The sequence below is a fragment of the Agrobacterium sp. GW821-FHT02D03 genome (genome assembly GCF_059421725.1).
Genome location: NZ_JBWKVN010000001.1, coordinates 1,829,107 through 1,844,376, shown reverse-complemented (window position 1 = coordinate 1,844,376; position 15,270 = coordinate 1,829,107). Strand labels below are relative to the sequence as shown.

17 protein-coding genes are annotated in these 15,270 nt (G+C 58.1%); 10 read left to right on the top strand and 7 right to left on the bottom strand.

The features are described from left to right. Positions 1–179 precede the first annotated feature (179 nt). The gene (locus tag AC07U5_RS08655) at positions 180–548 is read left to right on the top strand and encodes an Hpt domain-containing protein (RefSeq protein WP_494722782.1); all 369 of its coding nucleotides are present in this window, start codon (positions 180–182) and stop codon (positions 546–548) included. 160 nt (positions 549–708) lie between these two features. Continuing rightward, complete coding sequence (locus AC07U5_RS08650; protein ID WP_062437684.1) at positions 709–1,029, top strand: 2Fe-2S iron-sulfur cluster-binding protein; 321 nt, start codon at positions 709–711, stop codon at positions 1,027–1,029. Between the two features lie 299 nt (positions 1,030–1,328). Here AC07U5_RS08650 and AC07U5_RS08645 read toward each other — a convergent pair whose 3' ends face one another. After that, the gene (locus AC07U5_RS08645; RefSeq protein WP_494722781.1) at positions 1,329–1,958 is read right to left on the bottom strand and encodes a DUF922 domain-containing Zn-dependent protease; all 630 of its coding nucleotides are present in this window, start codon (positions 1,956–1,958) and stop codon (positions 1,329–1,331) included. A 208-nt stretch (positions 1,959–2,166) separates the two neighbouring features. Between AC07U5_RS08645 and folP the strand changes: the two genes are divergently transcribed. From folP to folK, 3 genes are read left to right on the top strand one after another with little or no spacing between them, the layout of a single operon-like run. After that, complete coding sequence (gene folP, locus AC07U5_RS08640; RefSeq protein WP_494722780.1) at positions 2,167–3,030, top strand: dihydropteroate synthase; 864 nt, start codon at positions 2,167–2,169, stop codon at positions 3,028–3,030. After that, positions 3,027–3,392 (top strand): dihydroneopterin aldolase, encoded by a 366-nt coding sequence (gene folB, locus AC07U5_RS08635; protein ID WP_062425460.1) that lies wholly within the window; start codon positions 3,027–3,029, stop codon positions 3,390–3,392. The genes folP and folB overlap by 4 nt, the downstream gene beginning before the upstream one ends. Next, positions 3,385–3,903 carry a 2-amino-4-hydroxy-6-hydroxymethyldihydropteridine diphosphokinase gene (gene folK, locus AC07U5_RS08630; protein ID WP_494722779.1) on the top strand — a complete coding sequence of 173 codons (519 nt, stop codon included), beginning with the start codon at positions 3,385–3,387 and terminating at the stop codon, positions 3,901–3,903. The genes folB and folK overlap by 8 nt, the downstream gene beginning before the upstream one ends. A gap of 126 nt (positions 3,904–4,029) precedes the next feature. On the opposite strand, the gene AC07U5_RS08625 is transcribed toward folK, so the two are convergent. From AC07U5_RS08625 to AC07U5_RS08610, 4 genes are all read right to left on the bottom strand, one after another. Next, positions 4,030–4,587: a hypothetical protein gene (locus AC07U5_RS08625; protein WP_494722778.1), complete on the bottom strand. Its 558-nt coding sequence runs from the start codon at positions 4,585–4,587 to the stop codon at positions 4,030–4,032. 128 nt (positions 4,588–4,715) lie between these two features. Next, positions 4,716–5,792: a TIGR01620 family protein gene (locus tag AC07U5_RS08620; protein ID WP_494722777.1), complete on the bottom strand. Its 1,077-nt coding sequence runs from the start codon at positions 5,790–5,792 to the stop codon at positions 4,716–4,718. Further along, entirely contained in the window at positions 5,789–7,264 is a 1,476-nt protein-coding gene (locus AC07U5_RS08615; RefSeq protein WP_494722776.1) for a YcjX family GTP-binding protein, read from the bottom strand. Before AC07U5_RS08615 ends, AC07U5_RS08620 begins: the two co-directional genes overlap by 4 nt. A gap of 101 nt (positions 7,265–7,365) precedes the next feature. Then, positions 7,366–7,875, bottom strand: a complete 510-nt coding sequence (locus tag AC07U5_RS08610; RefSeq protein WP_494722775.1) for a SixA phosphatase family protein — start codon at positions 7,873–7,875, stop codon at positions 7,366–7,368. 268 nt (positions 7,876–8,143) lie between these two features. Between AC07U5_RS08610 and dksA the strand changes: the two genes are divergently transcribed. Continuing rightward, entirely contained in the window at positions 8,144–8,563 is a 420-nt protein-coding gene (gene dksA / locus AC07U5_RS08605; protein WP_062425454.1) for an RNA polymerase-binding protein DksA, read from the top strand. A 118-nt stretch (positions 8,564–8,681) separates the two neighbouring features. On the opposite strand, the gene AC07U5_RS08600 is transcribed toward dksA, so the two are convergent. Both AC07U5_RS08600 and AC07U5_RS08595 read right to left on the bottom strand, forming a co-directional pair. Continuing rightward, positions 8,682–9,581 (bottom strand): hypothetical protein, encoded by a 900-nt coding sequence (locus tag AC07U5_RS08600; RefSeq protein ID WP_062437668.1) that lies wholly within the window; start codon positions 9,579–9,581, stop codon positions 8,682–8,684. A gap of 152 nt (positions 9,582–9,733) precedes the next feature. Beyond that, on the bottom strand, positions 9,734–10,609 hold the full coding sequence (locus AC07U5_RS08595; RefSeq protein ID WP_494722774.1) for an ATP-binding protein: 876 nt from the start codon (positions 10,607–10,609) through the stop codon (positions 9,734–9,736). A gap of 234 nt (positions 10,610–10,843) precedes the next feature. Between AC07U5_RS08595 and yajC the strand changes: the two genes are divergently transcribed. The 4 genes from yajC (at position 10,844) to AC07U5_RS08575 (ending at position 15,079) form a co-directional block, all read left to right on the top strand. Next, complete coding sequence (gene yajC / locus AC07U5_RS08590) at positions 10,844–11,200, top strand: preprotein translocase subunit YajC (protein ID WP_113260685.1); 357 nt, start codon at positions 10,844–10,846, stop codon at positions 11,198–11,200. Positions 11,201–11,263: 63 nt separating this feature from the next. Further along, entirely contained in the window at positions 11,264–13,825 is a 2,562-nt protein-coding gene (secDF, locus tag AC07U5_RS08585) for a protein translocase subunit SecDF (RefSeq protein WP_494722773.1), read from the top strand. Next, positions 13,825–14,217, top strand: coding sequence for an Mth938-like domain-containing protein (locus AC07U5_RS08580; protein ID WP_494722772.1), 393 nt, complete (start codon positions 13,825–13,827; stop codon positions 14,215–14,217). The genes secDF and AC07U5_RS08580 overlap by 1 nt, the downstream gene beginning before the upstream one ends. 13 nt (positions 14,218–14,230) lie before the next feature. Further along, a complete protein-coding gene (locus AC07U5_RS08575) occupies positions 14,231–15,079 on the top strand; it encodes a phytoene/squalene synthase family protein (protein WP_494722771.1) in 849 nt (282 codons plus the stop codon). Positions 15,080–15,270 lie beyond the last annotated feature (191 nt).

Sequence of the window (15,270 nt, the reverse complement as noted above, 5' to 3'; positions counted from 1 at the left end):
TTTTTAAACCCGTAAAAGGCCTGGAAACCCTGAATTATGAGAAGTTTAACATAAATTAACCATAGCGAAAGATTTTCCCGTTATAGGCGCCGCATTTTTAGCGGAAAGCGACAATAGCTTGCTTTGATGTGAAACACATTCAAGCAACTTCTACCCATAGATAATGAAGGATAACGGAAATGGCTGCGCTGAGTATCGCGTTCGAAGCGCCGGACAATCATGGCGGCAACACCGCTACTGGAAAGAAACCGATCGACTTCGCTCTCCTTGCCGCTCAGACGAAGGGGGACAAGGACCTTGAAATCGCTGTTCTTCAGCTCTTCTCGCGGCACGCACGGTCCATCCTGCAGGAGCTTGCGTTTGCCGATAAGTCCTCGGCGCGCGCGATTGCCGGTCGCCTTAAGGGCTCGGCCGATGCCGTTGGCGCCTTCAACGTCTCCGCTGCCGCCGAAGTCCTCGAAAACGGCCAGCATGACGGTGCGTCGCTTGCAAAGCTAGCAGCCTCCGTTCTGGAAGCCGAAAACTTCATTTTGAAGCTCTGCCGATAATCTTGAGCGAAACGGATGTCATCCAGGCAAATCTGCGCCCGGAACACGACAGCTGACGAGGGCCGGTTCGGTTTGCAACCACATTGACGGGTTGCCAATCGCAGCCGGCCTTTCTATGTGTTTAGAAGAATTCTCAAACACTCTGCCTGGATCTTTTGAAATGACCAAACTGACTATCGTTGCTTTCGACGGCACGTCCCATGAACTTGACGTCAGCAACGGCTCCACCGTGATGGAGAACGCTGTTCGCAATTCCGTTCCCGGCATTGATGCTGAATGTGGCGGCGCCTGTGCCTGTGCCACCTGTCATGTCTATGTGGATGATCAATGGACGGAGCGGGTAGGGCCGCCCGAACCGATGGAGGAGGACATGCTCGATTTCGCTTTCGACGTCCGTCCGACCTCGCGCCTTTCCTGTCAGATCAAGATGACCGACGACCTCGACGGTCTGGTCGTTCACGTGCCTGAGCGACAGGGCTGATCAAAACTACCGGAAGTCTTTGAAAAGATTGAGCGGCGGTGGCCATAGTCACTCCACCTGCCGCTCCAGTTGGGCGCGTTACCTGCAGGCGGAGAGGAAGACACCTGCGGCTTCATACGCACCGGGAGAGCCCGTGCGATCGTGAATTTCAAGTCTTCGAATATGTCTGTTATCTGGTGCTTTCACCAATACGTGAGTCTGCCTCAGGCGGCCATGGCAAGAAATCAACGGTGATTATCCGGCAAAACCTTTTGGTCGATGACATGGTTGACGCAAGCGCCATGTGCTTCATGCCGTCATCAACGTGAGCCTGCACGTTGTTGAATGCGGTTCTTGAGAAGCCGCGTCATTCTGGCGTCGAAGTTCTTGGACTCGATCTTGTCGAAACGCACCTGATCCTTGTCATGCGCATCCATGACCTCTTGGCTGACTTCCGCGACCATCTTCTGCATGGTCTCGCAATCGGCTTGCGGACGAAGCGCGCGCAGCTTCTGATCGAGATCGCGGGCGTAGCCGCGCGCAATCTCGGCATGCCGTTCCTCATGGCGCTTTATGTCGGCGGCAAGCGTATCCCAGATCAGTGCCAGATCTGCATTGGTGCGACGCCGGTTCGACCAGCGCGGCAGAAGAATCTTCGTGTCCAGCGTGACCTTCACAGTGCCCACGCCGCACCGTCCATTCTTCTCCACATAGGTGAGTTCACCACCGAACTTGATTTCTGTCGCACCCGGATGGCGGAAGCCCGTGGACTTAGTGACCGGGCCGCGCTGCGAAAGCTCGCGATCCAGATTTTCAGCCGTCTTCCCGCCAATGGTGAAATAGGAATAGGTCTTGGTGCTGATGGCCTCGGCGAGAGCCGGACGGTTCAGACATGAGAGCAACAGGGCGCCCGCGAGGAGCGCGCGGCAGACAGGTGAAAGCTGCTTCATTTTCCGGCCTTCATGTTGAACTTGCCGGAGGATTGCGGCATAGAGCCCAAGGTGGCCGAAGAAGTGTTAACACGACCCTTCAATCCTTCGTAAAACGTACCGCGCCTGGAGAAAGTCGATACCGGTCTGACGACGACCGATGCGGAAAACGGAGCGGGATCGGTATAGATGGCAAGGCACTCCACGAATTCGGAAAGGCGTATGTTACTTGATAACAGCCAGCAGTAATCTGTGGCAAGCGGCCCATGGCCGCTTCCTGAAACTTGATGGACATGGCCTTATCATGGCGATCGTCAACGCCACGCCGGATTCTTTCTCTGATGGGGGACGCTTTGCGACCGTAGACCAAGCCGTCCAGCACGCCTTGGCCTGCGTCAAAGACGGCGCTCATATCGTTGATATCGGCGGTGAATCGACCCGTCCAGGGGCTGCAAGTGTCACGGATGCGGAGGAACAGGATCGCGTTCTTCCGGTGATCGAACGGCTTTCTCGGGAAACGGATGCGCTGATCTCCGTCGATACCTACCGGGCATCGACGGCGCGCCTGGCGATCGAGGCGGGGGCTCACATCGTCAACGACGTCTTCGGCCTGCAAAAAGATCCTGATATGGCCAAGGTCGTGGCGGGCTCCGGGGCAGGCGTCTGCATCATGCACACCGGCCGAGAGCGTCAGAAGCTGGACGACGTGGTCTCCGACCAGTTCGTTTTTTTGAACCACTCTCTTGCGATCGCCGATGCTGCCGGCATCGCGCGCGATCATATCGTGCTTGATCCCGGCTTCGGCTTTGCCAAGGATGTGGACGAAAATGTCGCACTAATGTCGCGTTTCGATGAGCTTGCAGCATTCCGCCTGCCTATGCTGGCTGGCACGTCCCGCAAGCGGTTCATCGGCGCGCTGACCGGGCGGGAAGCAGCGGATGAGCGCGATGTGGGAACGGCGGCAACAACCACGATCTTACGTCTTGCAGGCGCGGTCATTTTCCGCGTTCATAACGTGTCCATGACAAGGGATGCCTTGGCTGTCGCCGATGCTGTCCTCGACCAGAAGAAGCGACAGGAGACACGCGCTTGAGCCGTTACACGATCCTATTGAAAAACTGTTCGTTCTTCGCTCGCCATGGCCTGCTGGAGCAGGAAGAGGTTCTGGGCCAACGCTTCTTCGTCGACGCCGAAATGGATGTCGAGGCCGGAGATGCACTCGAGACGGACGAGATCGGCAACACCGTGGATTACGGTGTGGCCTTCGCCGTCATCGAAAAGATCGTCGTCGGCCAACGGCGCTATCTGATCGAAGCTTTGGCCAATGATATCGCCACGGCGCTTCGGCAGCGTTACCCGCAAATCGTGCGGGTCAAGATCACCGTGCGCAAGCCCTCGGCGCCTGTTCCAGGCATTCTCGATTACGCTCAGGTCTGCGTCGAGCAGCATGCCTGAGATGTGGACCTCAGCAACACTCGGTCTCGGCGGCAATATCGGTGACCCGAGCGCGGCCATGGCAAAAGCGCTCGCTGCTTTAAGCGACCGTAGCGATTGCCGCCTTGTGTCTGTGTCCGAGCTCTACCGCACACCGCCCTGGGGCAAGACCGATCAGGCCGATTTCTTCAACTGCTGCGCTTTGATCGAAACGGCGCTGCCTGCCGAGGCCTTGCTCGATCTCGGCCTTGATATCGAACGCGGGATGAAGCGTGTGCGCCTTGAGCGCTGGGGACCGCGCACCATCGACATCGATGTGCTGACCTATGGCGACGCTGAGATCCTGACCGAGCGCGTCGAGATTCCCCATCCCAGAATGACGGAGCGAGCCTTCGTCTTGATGCCGCTTGCCGATATTGCGCCGGATCTCGTGGTGAAGGGCAGGCGGGTGATCGAATGGCTGGCCGATGCGGATAAGTCCGGCATCGTGCGCGCAAACGAAAAGCGGGAATGGTGGGCCACTCCCGCTTAGAGCGCCGTGCGTCCTATTGGACGCACAAAGGACGCTCTACCTTCTTTGATCTACGCATCGTGCTTTCCGAAAATCGATTCCGATTTCGGGCCGATGCTGTAGCAATCAGAATTGGATTAAGGCGCTTTACGGCTTGATCGAGCCGACTGCCATCGAATCGACATTGCGCGCCAACGTCAGGCCGATCACGGGAATCATCTGGTCTGCGACCTTTACCGAGATCGTGATGTTCATCGACTTGTTGTCTTCCATCACACGGGCAACCATGGCGCCGTTGAGTTTCGCGCGGTTGATGCCGAGCACCACCTTGTCGCCGCTGACCTGTCCGGAGGTGACGTCCAGTCCCTTGCCCTCGGAGCCATCGAGGAACTTGCCCTCATAGCCGCTGCCCTTCTTGGCGATGATGGCGGACATGGGCTGCTTGAAGACGCCAACGCGGCAGGTGCCGCCAAGCTTGATGCCGGTCTCTTTTTCACCCAGCGGTTCGCCGGTGAGATCGCAATTGAACTTGGTGCCCTTGTACTTGCCCGCGACGATCTCGCCCGGGCCGGACCACGTGCCGGCGACCGATCCGAAGAAGACATCGTCACGCGATGCGGCTTGAACTTCGGAAACTGCGAGCCCGCTGCTCACGGACATAACGGCGGCAAGCCCGCCCAGAAGCGAAAAGAAGCGCGAAAACATGATACTTTCCCTGGCGAGTAGGTCGCTTTGTGTGGGAGCAATCTATGTCGCGAATGGTTAACGCTTGGTATATTTCGCTGAAATAAGGATAACGAATTGTAACCATTTCGTCCTGAAGAGCCCTGAAATCAGGGCTTTTCCGTCTTTAAACCACCTTTCAGATCCGGTGTGAGATCGGACATGAAGTCGCTGATGCCGGGCCGTTTGAGAGCCCGGAAAGGAAGCGGGCGGCAGAGGTCCATTGCGGCAATACCGATCCGTGCGGTCATCAGTCCATTGATGACACCTTCGCCGAGACGGGCCGAAAGGCGCGAGGCGAGACCATGTCCAAGCACCTGCTGAGCAAGCCCATCACCCACTGCAATCGAGCCGGTCACTGCCAGATGGGCAATCACATCACGCAGCAGCCGGATCATGCCGAGCGTGCCGGGACGTCCGCCATAAAGTTCTGCCATGGCGCGAACAAGCCGGGTCACTTCAAACAGAACATAGGCAAGATCGACGATCGCCCGCGGGCTGACGGCAGTCACGACGGAGACGCGCTTGGACGAGTTGAGAATCAGCGCACGCGCCTGCCGGTCAAGTGGGGTCAGAAGCTCCCGTTCGGCAAACTCCATCAGATGCGGGCCGTCGATCACATCGTTTTCGGTGTCCTTCAGGGCACCACGACCTTTTGCTGTCTCCGCCCGGTGAGAAAGGACAGCCGTTAGCCTTGTGATAACCGAGCGCGCGGCAGACGCCTTCTTTTGGCTGGCAGCGTCTTGCGCATCGGCTTTCAGTGACTGCACCGCGTTCAACCGCATGATTCCGAAGACTTCTCGCCCGACAAGCACGAGGACGGCGAAGACGGCAACGATGAGAGCGATGCTTGCCGTGTACCCCAACCAGTCAGAGCGCGAAAACAGGTCGCGGATCAGCTGGTCCGCCCACAGCCCGAAGGCAAGTGACAGCAGAACGCCAACTGCGCCGAGAGCAAGCTTGCCGAAGGAGAAGCGGTGATGACGCGGTTCAGCCACGGGAAGCGGTGCTGCATCGATTTCTTCCGGTGCCAGGAATGGATCCTCTTCATCGGGCACCATGGAGACATCGCTGTCGAAGCTGCGTGGCTGACGCCGTTGCAAAGCCGTCGGCGTGTCTTGTCTCGCTTCCGTTTCCAGCGTGAAAGCGGCAGGTGTGCGGGAAGAGCCGTTAGTGTCGTCTTTCATGCGAGCTTGTCTCCAAACAGGAACTGCATGGCGCGGTCGAGCCGGATATGCGGAACCGAGAGTTTGATGCCGCCAGCCATCTCTTCGAGTTTCGGCGGACGAAAGCGGATGACGTTGACGTCCGGCAAGTCTGCCGAAGCGCCTTGCGCGTCGATCTGGCGAAACAGCGGCTCGGGGTCTTCCGGCAGATCGCCGGGAAAGATTGCCGTGCTGCGATTGCCATCGAAGACCTCACCATTGATCGTCTCGCCCGCAATCGGCGTCCCGACGATGACCGGCAATGATGCGCCATCCTGGCGCGCGCTTGCTTCCTTCGTCGCGCGCACTGAGGCAAGCGCCATGACTTCGATACCCGCCCCACTCATGCCGATCGCCGTGACGGCGCGATCGACCAGACGCGCTGTGAGATTTTCCAGCCGATCATGACTTTCGTGGTGCAGATGATCCGCCTTGGTCGCGGCCACCAGCACCTTGTCGATTCGCCGTCCGACGAGTGACGAGAGCAGGCTGTTCTTGCCAGGGCGGAAACAGGCAAGCACATCGCCAAGCGCGCGCTCCAGATCCTGCACCGCCTCCGGTCCGCGATTGACTGCCTGCAGTGCGTCGATGAGGACAATCTGCCTGTCGAGACGGGCGAAATGCTCGCGGAAGAACGGCTTCACCACGATCGACTTATACGCCTCGAAGCGCCGCTCCATCATGGCGCGGAGCGATCCCTTGGCAGCCTTCTCGGTGCCGATACCGGGAAGAGGTGAAAAAGTGAGGGCAGGCGAGCCTTCGAGATCGCCCGGCATCAGGAAGCGACCGGGCGGCAGTGTCGAAAGCGAACGTTCATCCGATTTGCAGGCCTTGAGATAGGCCGCGAAGCTTTCTGCCAGGCGCTTGGCGGTCATCTCATCGGCAGGTGCATCGATATCGAGGGAGGATGCAATCTCGAGCCAATCGCTGGCAAGCTCGGCGCGCACACCTGTCTGCGCCAGCGAGACCGTGTTGTCGCTGAAGGTCTTGTAATCCTGCGCCAACAGCGGCAGATCGAGCAGCCATTCCCCCGGATAATCGACGATATCGATGGACAGCCTGCCCGGTGAAAACCACCGTCCCCAGCCGCTCGCGCTCTGGTAATCCAGCGTGATGCGCAGCTCCGAAATCGCGCGCGTGGAGTCTGGCCAGACGCGGTCTCGCACCAGTGCCTGGATGTGATCTTCGTATTGGAAGCGCGGAATGGCGTCATCGGGTTGCGGCTCCAGGCGCACACTCGAGACCCGGCCGGACCGGGTTGCCTCGAAGAGTGGCAGGCGTCCACCATTCAGAAGATTATGGACGAGCGACGAGATGAAGACCGTCTTGCCCGCGCGCGAAAGTCCCGTCACACCAAGCCGCAATGTTGGATTTGCCAGCGCACTTGCCCGGTCGGCAAGGTTGTCGAGGGCGATCAATGCACTGTCGGTGAAGGATGTCAGGGATGGTGGCAATGACTCTTCCTAAAAATAATCGGTTTCCCGAAAATATATAGGGTTGTCGCATGCTCAAAAAAGAAGCGCTGAAGAAAGTTTTGCGCGGCCTTCGATCTTGGCTATGGCGTCAGAAGGTCGATGAGGCGCCAGGAGTCGCGCTTGGCTTTGTCCCTAGACGCGCAGTCCAGCACCGCAAGCCCCGCCGTGGGAAACCCATGCGGCAGCGACGCTTCGAGGATGTCGCGGCCGAGCAGGGCTTCAGCAACGGCCTCCATTGTCGGATTATGTCCCACAAGCATGAGGGAGGAAACCTCGTCCCGCGCCAGCGCGAGATTGAGATAGGTTTCAGCCTGCGCGTTATACATTTCGTCCAGATAGGACGCTTCAATAGCTCCACGGAATGAATGCAGGAAAATCCGCGTGGTTTCGCGACATCGGATGGCGGCGGAGCTGATCACGAGATCCGGGCGATAGTTTTTTTCCGCGGCGGATTTGCCGATGAGAGCGGCCTCGGCCTTGCCTTCCTCGGTTAGTCTTCTATTGAAATCGCGTTCGCCGGGTTCCGCCCATCCTGCCTGGGCGTGACGCAACAGGTAAAGCCGGAAAGTTTGCTGTTGAGACGGCGCCATTCCGGAGCATCCTAATGCAATCAAAGAGGGAGAACGATGTTTACAGGAGGAGGGGGCAAACTCGCAAGAGGCGTCGATCGCGAAGCAAGTCTAGATAAAGTGATTGAAGAAATAATCCGTGACGTCGCAATAATGTATAAAAAATAGTCGTTTAGATGATTTTTATGACAGATTTAAAAATGCCTAAAAACGAATCTCCAGACTTGAATGGCTACACGGCATTGGAGTATACCCCCGCCATATGAGATGTTCTTCGAGGAGAATCGCGTTGAGTGAGAAGATCGATCTTAGTAACTATGTGCTCTCGGAAAACGATGAGTTCATGAATGCCAACCAGCGCGCCTATTTCAGGGCCAAGCTGATCGGTTGGAAAAACGACATTTTGCGAGAAGCGCGCGAGACACTCGGTCATCTCGCAGAGGAAAGTGCCAATCACCCTGATCTGGCGGACCGCGCTTCATCCGAAACCGACAGAGCCATCGAACTTCGAGCCCGCGATCGTCAGCGCAAGCTGATTTCCAAGATCGACGCCGCCCTTCAGCGCATCGAGGACGGAACCTATGGCTACTGCGAGGAAACAGGCGAGCCGATCGGTATCAAGCGTCTGGATGCTCGCCCGATCGCAACTCTGTCGATCGAGGCGCAGGAGCGTCACGAGCGTCGCGAAAAAGTGTACCGCGACGAGTAGTCAGTCCTATCAGATATGATGATCGGAAGGCCGCCTCAGAAAAGAGGCGGCCTTTTTCATGTCCTCATAAAAATGCCCGCGACTTGCGCGGGCATTCCAGACGATCTTTCGATCGATATTATTCGACGACGACGTCGCCCTCGCGGTAAGCGCGGCTTGTGCCAACGCTGCCGCCGAAGAGAGCTGCAACCGCACCGACCAGAAGCGCACCAAAGGCAACGTAAGACGCTGTCGACACGGCGGTCGCAGTTGCCTGGGCAGCTTCGGTCGCACGAACCTTGGCCTGCTCTACAGCCTGACGGTACTGGTTTTCGTAGTCCGTCACCTGCTGACGAGCCTGATCAACCGGGATATTCTGTGCGCGGGCAAGGGCGTCGGCAGCACGGTTGCGTGCATCTTCAGCCTGAGCCTGGTCGCCAGTCAGCACGGCGCGGACGGCGCTGACGGCTGTATCGCGCAGCGCCTGCGGATCGTTTCCGCCGCTCGCATCGCGAATGCGCTGCTCGATACCCGCCAAGGGATCGGAGGTGTTGGCAAGCGCCGGGGCTGCAGTCGTCGCAGCGGTTGCGATTGTCGAGCCTGCGCCGGAGAAGACGCTCGTCACGCCGGTGAATGCGCCGCCGATCAGCGCGCCAACCGAGGTCGTCAGCATATAGAAGACGATCAGCGTGGTTACGGCCCAGGTGGTCAGGCCATGAAGGGCGCCAGTGGAGCGGACGGCGCGGCCAGACAGGCGGCTTGCGACATAGCCACCGACAAAGGACGAGATGATGCCGCTGGCGATGATCCAGATGACCGAGCCGGTAGAAAGCGACATCGCCGATGGCGTATCGTTACGCGCGGGGTCGATCACGCCAGCACCTATGGCGGCGCCGAGAATGTTGAGAACCAACTGAAGCGTCAGTGCCACGGCGACACCGGCAAAAACGCCACCCCAGGAAATACGTGTCACGGCTTCCGGCAAGACTGCGCTGCGCGCGGCCACCGTCGATGTTGCATAGCGGACCTGATCGGCCATTTGAGACTCTCCTAATGTATCGCGCGATGGTTGCGCATGCCGAGCAACGGCCTTCCCATCCGTTGGTTCCATTGCGTACTAAGTTATCGCGGATACCGAAGTGTCTCTGATTTAATGTCTATCGCTATGGTTGTGATCAGTCACTTAGCTGTCTATCGCTGGTCCAGAGGCTTGCGCAGACGCCCGGCTGCATCCTGGATATATTGCCAGGCCACGCGACCGGATCTGCCGCCACGTGTCGTCGCCCATTCCAGCGCTTCGCGGTGCAGGACATCGCGAGCGAGACCGAGGTCGAAGTGTTCCGCATAGCCATCGATCATCGCCAGGTAGTCATCCTGGCTGCATTTATGGAAGCCAAGCCATAACCCGAAGCGATCGGACAGCGAGACTTTTTCCTCGACCGCTTCAGATGGATTGATGGCAGTCGACTGCTCATTTTCCATCATGTGTCGAGGCAGGAGATGACGGCGGTTGGAAGTCGCGTAGAACAGCACGTTCTCCGGTCGGCCTTCGATACCGCCGTCCAGTGCCGCCTTCAGAGACTTATAGGCCGTATCGTCATGGTCGAAGGAAAGATCGTCGCAGAACAGGATGATTCTGTGCGGAGCGGCTTTCAGGATATCGAGGAGGACGGGCAAGGTGTGAATGTCTTCGCGATGCACCTCGACAAGCTTCAACGACGTGCCGCTTGCGGTGCGCACGTCTTCGTGAACCGCCTTCACCAGCGATGATTTGCCCATGCCGCGCGCGCCCCAAAGCAGCACATTGTTGGCAGCAAAGCCTTCTGCGAAGCGCAACGTGTTCTCGTGCAGTATGTCCCGGACGTGGTCCACACCGCGGATCAGCGTCAGCGCAATTCGGTTCGGACGAGGCACGGGCTGCAGCCAGGCATTGCCAGGCGTCCAGACAAAACAATCGGCGCTATTCCAGTCATTTGACGCAGGTGCGGGGCCTGCGAGCCGCTCCACGGCGTCGGCAAGACGGCGAAGTTCGAGAAGCAGGAGTGCGCTGGTTTCTTCTGACGTCATGATCGATGCTCCTTGTCAACTTTCCACGGCTCGTTGAACCCAGTCAAATGCCGGAACAGACGTGGAATTTGCGCGGCCTAGCATGGTGTTTCATGCCCCGAAAGAGTATGAGCCGTGGAAACGGTACGGGGGTCGAAGTCTTTCTGTTGCATTCTAGGGGATCGCAACTATATTCCGGCGGCTTGAAAGCTGGCCAGTGGCTTAAGACTGTGCCTGAAATCTGAGGAGTTTTTTATGTTCATTAGCCAAGCCTTTGCTCAGGATGCAGCGGGCACACCATCGGCTTTCGGGTCCGGCCTGGAAATGCTTTTCCTTTTCGCCCCGCTCATGGTCGTGTGGTACTTTTTCCTGATCCGTCCGCAGCGCGCGCAAATGAAGAAGCGTCAGGAGACGCTCACCAACATTCGTCGTGGCGATCAGGTTGTGTTGGGCGGCGGCATTGTCGGCAAGGTGACCAAGGTTATCGACGATAACGAACTTGAAGTCGAAATTGCCGAAGGCGTCAAGGTCCGCGCATCGCGCACCTATATCGCCGAGGTTCGTGTCAAGGGTGAGCCGGTCAAGACCGAAGCTCCTGCTAACGCGAAGTAACAATAAGCAGGCTGCGCATCGACGCGGCCTGGGTTTTCTAACCCAACCCTGACCGAGACCGAAATGCTTCATTTTTCCCGCTGGAAAACAGTCTTCATCTGGTTGATCGTGCTGATAAGCGCCGTCATCGCTTCCCCCAACCTGTTCACGGACAAGCAGCTGGAGGGAATGCCAAACTGGTACAAGCACAACAAGGTGACGCTTGGTCTCGACCTTCAGGGCGGTTCCTACATCATGCTCAAAGTCGAGCGTTCCGATATCGTCAAGGAACGTCTCGAAACCATCGTCGGTGACGTCCGCGCCCAGTTGCGCGACGCCAATATCCGCTATTCCGGTCTGGCCGGCAACGGCCAGCAGATTCAGGTTCGTATCACCGATCCGGCTCAGTATGAGGCGGCCAAGAATGCGTTGAAAGATCTGACGCTGCCAGTCTCGGTCGGCACGCTGACCGGTGGCTCGGTGCAGGAAGTGACGATGAGTGACGGCGGCGACAATCTCCTGCGCCTGAACCTCACGGATGCAGGCATCGATTATCGCCTGTCTTCTGCCGTTGCCCAGTCGATCGAAGTCGTCCGCCGCCGCGTCGACGAACTCGGCACGACGGAACCGCTGATCGTGCGCCAGGGCAATGACCGTATCATCGTTCAGGTCCCGGGCCTCCAGGATCCGCAGCGCTTGAAGTCTCTGCTGAACCAGACCGCCAAGCTCTCCTTCCGCATGGTGGATACATCCATGCCGGTTCAGGAAGCGTTGAACGGACGCCCGCCTGCGACGGATGAAATCCTCTATTCGCAGGACGACCCGCCGGTTCCTTACCTTGTCGAGCGCCGTGCGCTTGTGTCTGGTGACAATCTTGTCGATGCGCAGGCAAGCTTCAATCAGCAGACCAATGAGCCTGTTGTTACATTCCGGTTCGATAGCCGCGGTGCGCAGCGTTTCGCGCAGGCCACCCAGCAGAATGTCGGCAAACCTTTCGCCATCGTTCTCGATAACCAGGTTATTTCCGCCCCCGTGATCCGTGAGCCCATCGTTGGCGGTTCGGGCCAGATTTCCGGTAACTTCACCGTTCAGGGTGCAAATGATCTCGCGGTTCTCCTGCGTGCCGGTGCCCTGCCTGCGACGTTGACGGTGGTCGAAGAGCGGACCGTTGGCCCAAGCCTTGGCAGTGACTCCATCCATGCCGGCCTGACAGCAAGCGCCATCGGTGCCATCGGCGTCGTCCTTTTCATGTTCATCTTCTATGGCTTCTTCGGCCTGCTGGCGAATATCGCTCTCGTCGTCAACATCGTTATGCTGCTGGCGATTCTCAGTATCATCGGGTCGACGCTGACATTGCCGGGTATTGCCGGTATCGTCTTGACGATCGGTATGGCGGTGGACTCGAACGTTCTGATCTATGAGCGTATCCGCGAGGAAGTCAAAGCGGGCAAACCGTTGATCTCGTCGCTTGAGAACGGCTTTACCCGCGCTTTCGCCACCATCATCGACGCCAACCTGACCACATTTATCGTGGCCTGCGTGCTCTTCTACATGGGTACCGGACCGGTGAAGGGCTTTGCGGTCACGCTCGCCGTCGGTATCGTGACGACTGTCTTTACCGCCTATACGCTGACGGCTTGGCTGTTTGGTGTCTGGGTTCGTCGCAGCCGTCCCAAGCATCTGCCGAAAGGCATCCGCACCGGCATGTTTGACGGCAAGGATATTCCTTTCATGAAGTACCGTCGCATCGTCTTCGGTATTACCGGCGTCATCATGCTGACCTGCCTTGGCGGCTTCATGACCAAGGGTCTGAACCTTGGCATCGACTTCCAGGGCGGCTCGATCATCGAGGTTCAGTCGAAAAGCGGTCCTGCCGATATCGCAGATATTCGTGAGCGCCTCAGCCAGTTGAACCTTGGAGAAATTCAGGCTCAGAGCTTCGGTTCTCCCGACGACGTTCTGATCCGCATCCAGGCGCAGGAAGGCGGCGAGAATGCCGAGCAGTCGGCAATCACGATGATCCGTGGCGAGTTGCAGGATAAGTACGACTTCCGCCGCGTGGAAGTCGTGGGACCGGCCGTGTCGGGCGATCTCACCGTCACCTCGACTATCGGTATCGCGCTCGCCATGATCGCGATCATGATCTACATCTGGTTCCGCTTCGAGTGGCAGTTTGCGCTCGGTGCGATTATCTCCATGGTGCACGACGTGGTCTTCACCATAGGCCTCTTCGTCTTCCTGGGGATCGAATTCAACCTCACCAGTATCGCGGCGATATTGACCATTATCGGTTACTCGCTGAACGATACGGTGGTCATTTACGACCGAATTCGAGAGAACCTGCGGCGCTACAAGAAGATGCCGCTGTCCATGATCATCGACGTCTCTCTGAACCAGACGCTGTCGCGTACGATCTTGACCGGCCTGACCGTCATGCTTGCACTGCTGTCGCTCTATCTCTTCGGTGGGGAGGTCATTCGCTCCTTTACCTTCGCCATGCTCTTCGGTGTCGGTATCGGCGTGTTCTCGTCCATCTACATCGCGGCTCCCGTTCTGATCGCCTTCAATCTGCGTCCGACCAGCATGGATGCCGATGACAAGGATGACCAGAAGGCGAATTCGATCAGCGGCAAACCGGCAGTCTGATGGCTGGCGGAATAGAAATACGCCCGGCCCATTTTCCTGGCCGGGCGCCTATCGATGCTTATGGAAATGGCGGTTTTCGCTTTGCCGAGATGTCGCATCGCGGCTCGCTTCTCTGCCTTCCTTCCGGCATTCACGGATGGGACGTGACCGATCCCTTGCAGCTTTCGGTCGATAACTTCACCAAGGTTCTGGAACAAGCGGCCGACATCGAGTTTCTATTGATCGGCATGGGCGACTCCATGCGGGTCGTCCCGAGGGAGTTGAAGGCCGCCTTGAAAGAGGCTGGCATCTCTGTCGATCCGATGAGCACGGGTGCTGCGGTCAGAACATACAACATCATGCTTTCCGAATCGCGGGCAGTGGCTGCCGCCCTGATTGCTGTCGAAGGCTGAAGAACGGTTATCGATGACAGACCTGCCGGCGGATAAGAGCGCGTGCCTGACGATGCTGCGTGACATGGATCGCGACAGATATCTTGCATGCCTTCTTGCGCCGGAAGACAAGCGCAGTGATCTCGCGGCCCTTTACGCTTTCAACGCCGAGATTGCCCGCATCCGCGACGTCGTTCGTGAGCCGCTCCCAGGTGAAGTGCGCATGCAGTGGTGGCGCGATCTCCTGGAGGGAAATCCGCATGGGGACAGCGTCGGCCATCCCGTTGCCGCAGAACTCCTCAACGCGATCACCACCCATAATCTGCCGCGGCAGACTTTGATCGACATGATCGAAGCGCGCATCTTCGATCTCTACGATGACGTCTTCGAAAACCGCAACGCTCTCGAGGGCTATGCGGGCGAGACGGCGTCTGCATTGATACAGCTCTCCAGCATCGTGCTTTCGCCGGATGATGCAGCGAGAAACGCCGAGACCGCGGGCCACGCAGGCGTTGCCCAGGCCATGGCTGGCATGCTGCTGTTGATGCCGCTGCATCGCCGTCGAGGTCAGGTATATGTCCCGCAGGACGTTCTGTCGGCAGCCGGATTGAACCGCGAGAGTTTTCTGGAAGGCAAGGACCGTGAGAAGGTCGGTGCGGCGATCGAGATATTCTGCGCGCATGCACAGGATCATCTGAACAAGGCGCGCCAGACGTCCCTGCCTAAAGCGGTCGTTCCCGCTTTCTTGCCCGTGGCACAGGTCGAGGCTGTGTTGAAGGCGGCACGTCTCGCTGGCGCGGACGTTGTTGAAAACGGCATCCAGCTCTCATTGCTCCGTCGCCAGTGGCTGCTCGCTAAGGCCGCCTATCTGAAGCGGTTCTAGAGCGTGGCACGCAAAGCTGCAGCGGCTTTGCGATGACGACGTGCCTTTAAAGCGCAGTGGGTCTTTAGGGCGCTCTACCTTCTTTAATTCTGAGCACGATGCTGCAAGCGCGCTTCACCTCCGCGCAAGTCTTGGTTGCTAAGCCGCTTGATGAGCTGGTATGGACGACAGCATTGTCCAATACGTGATTT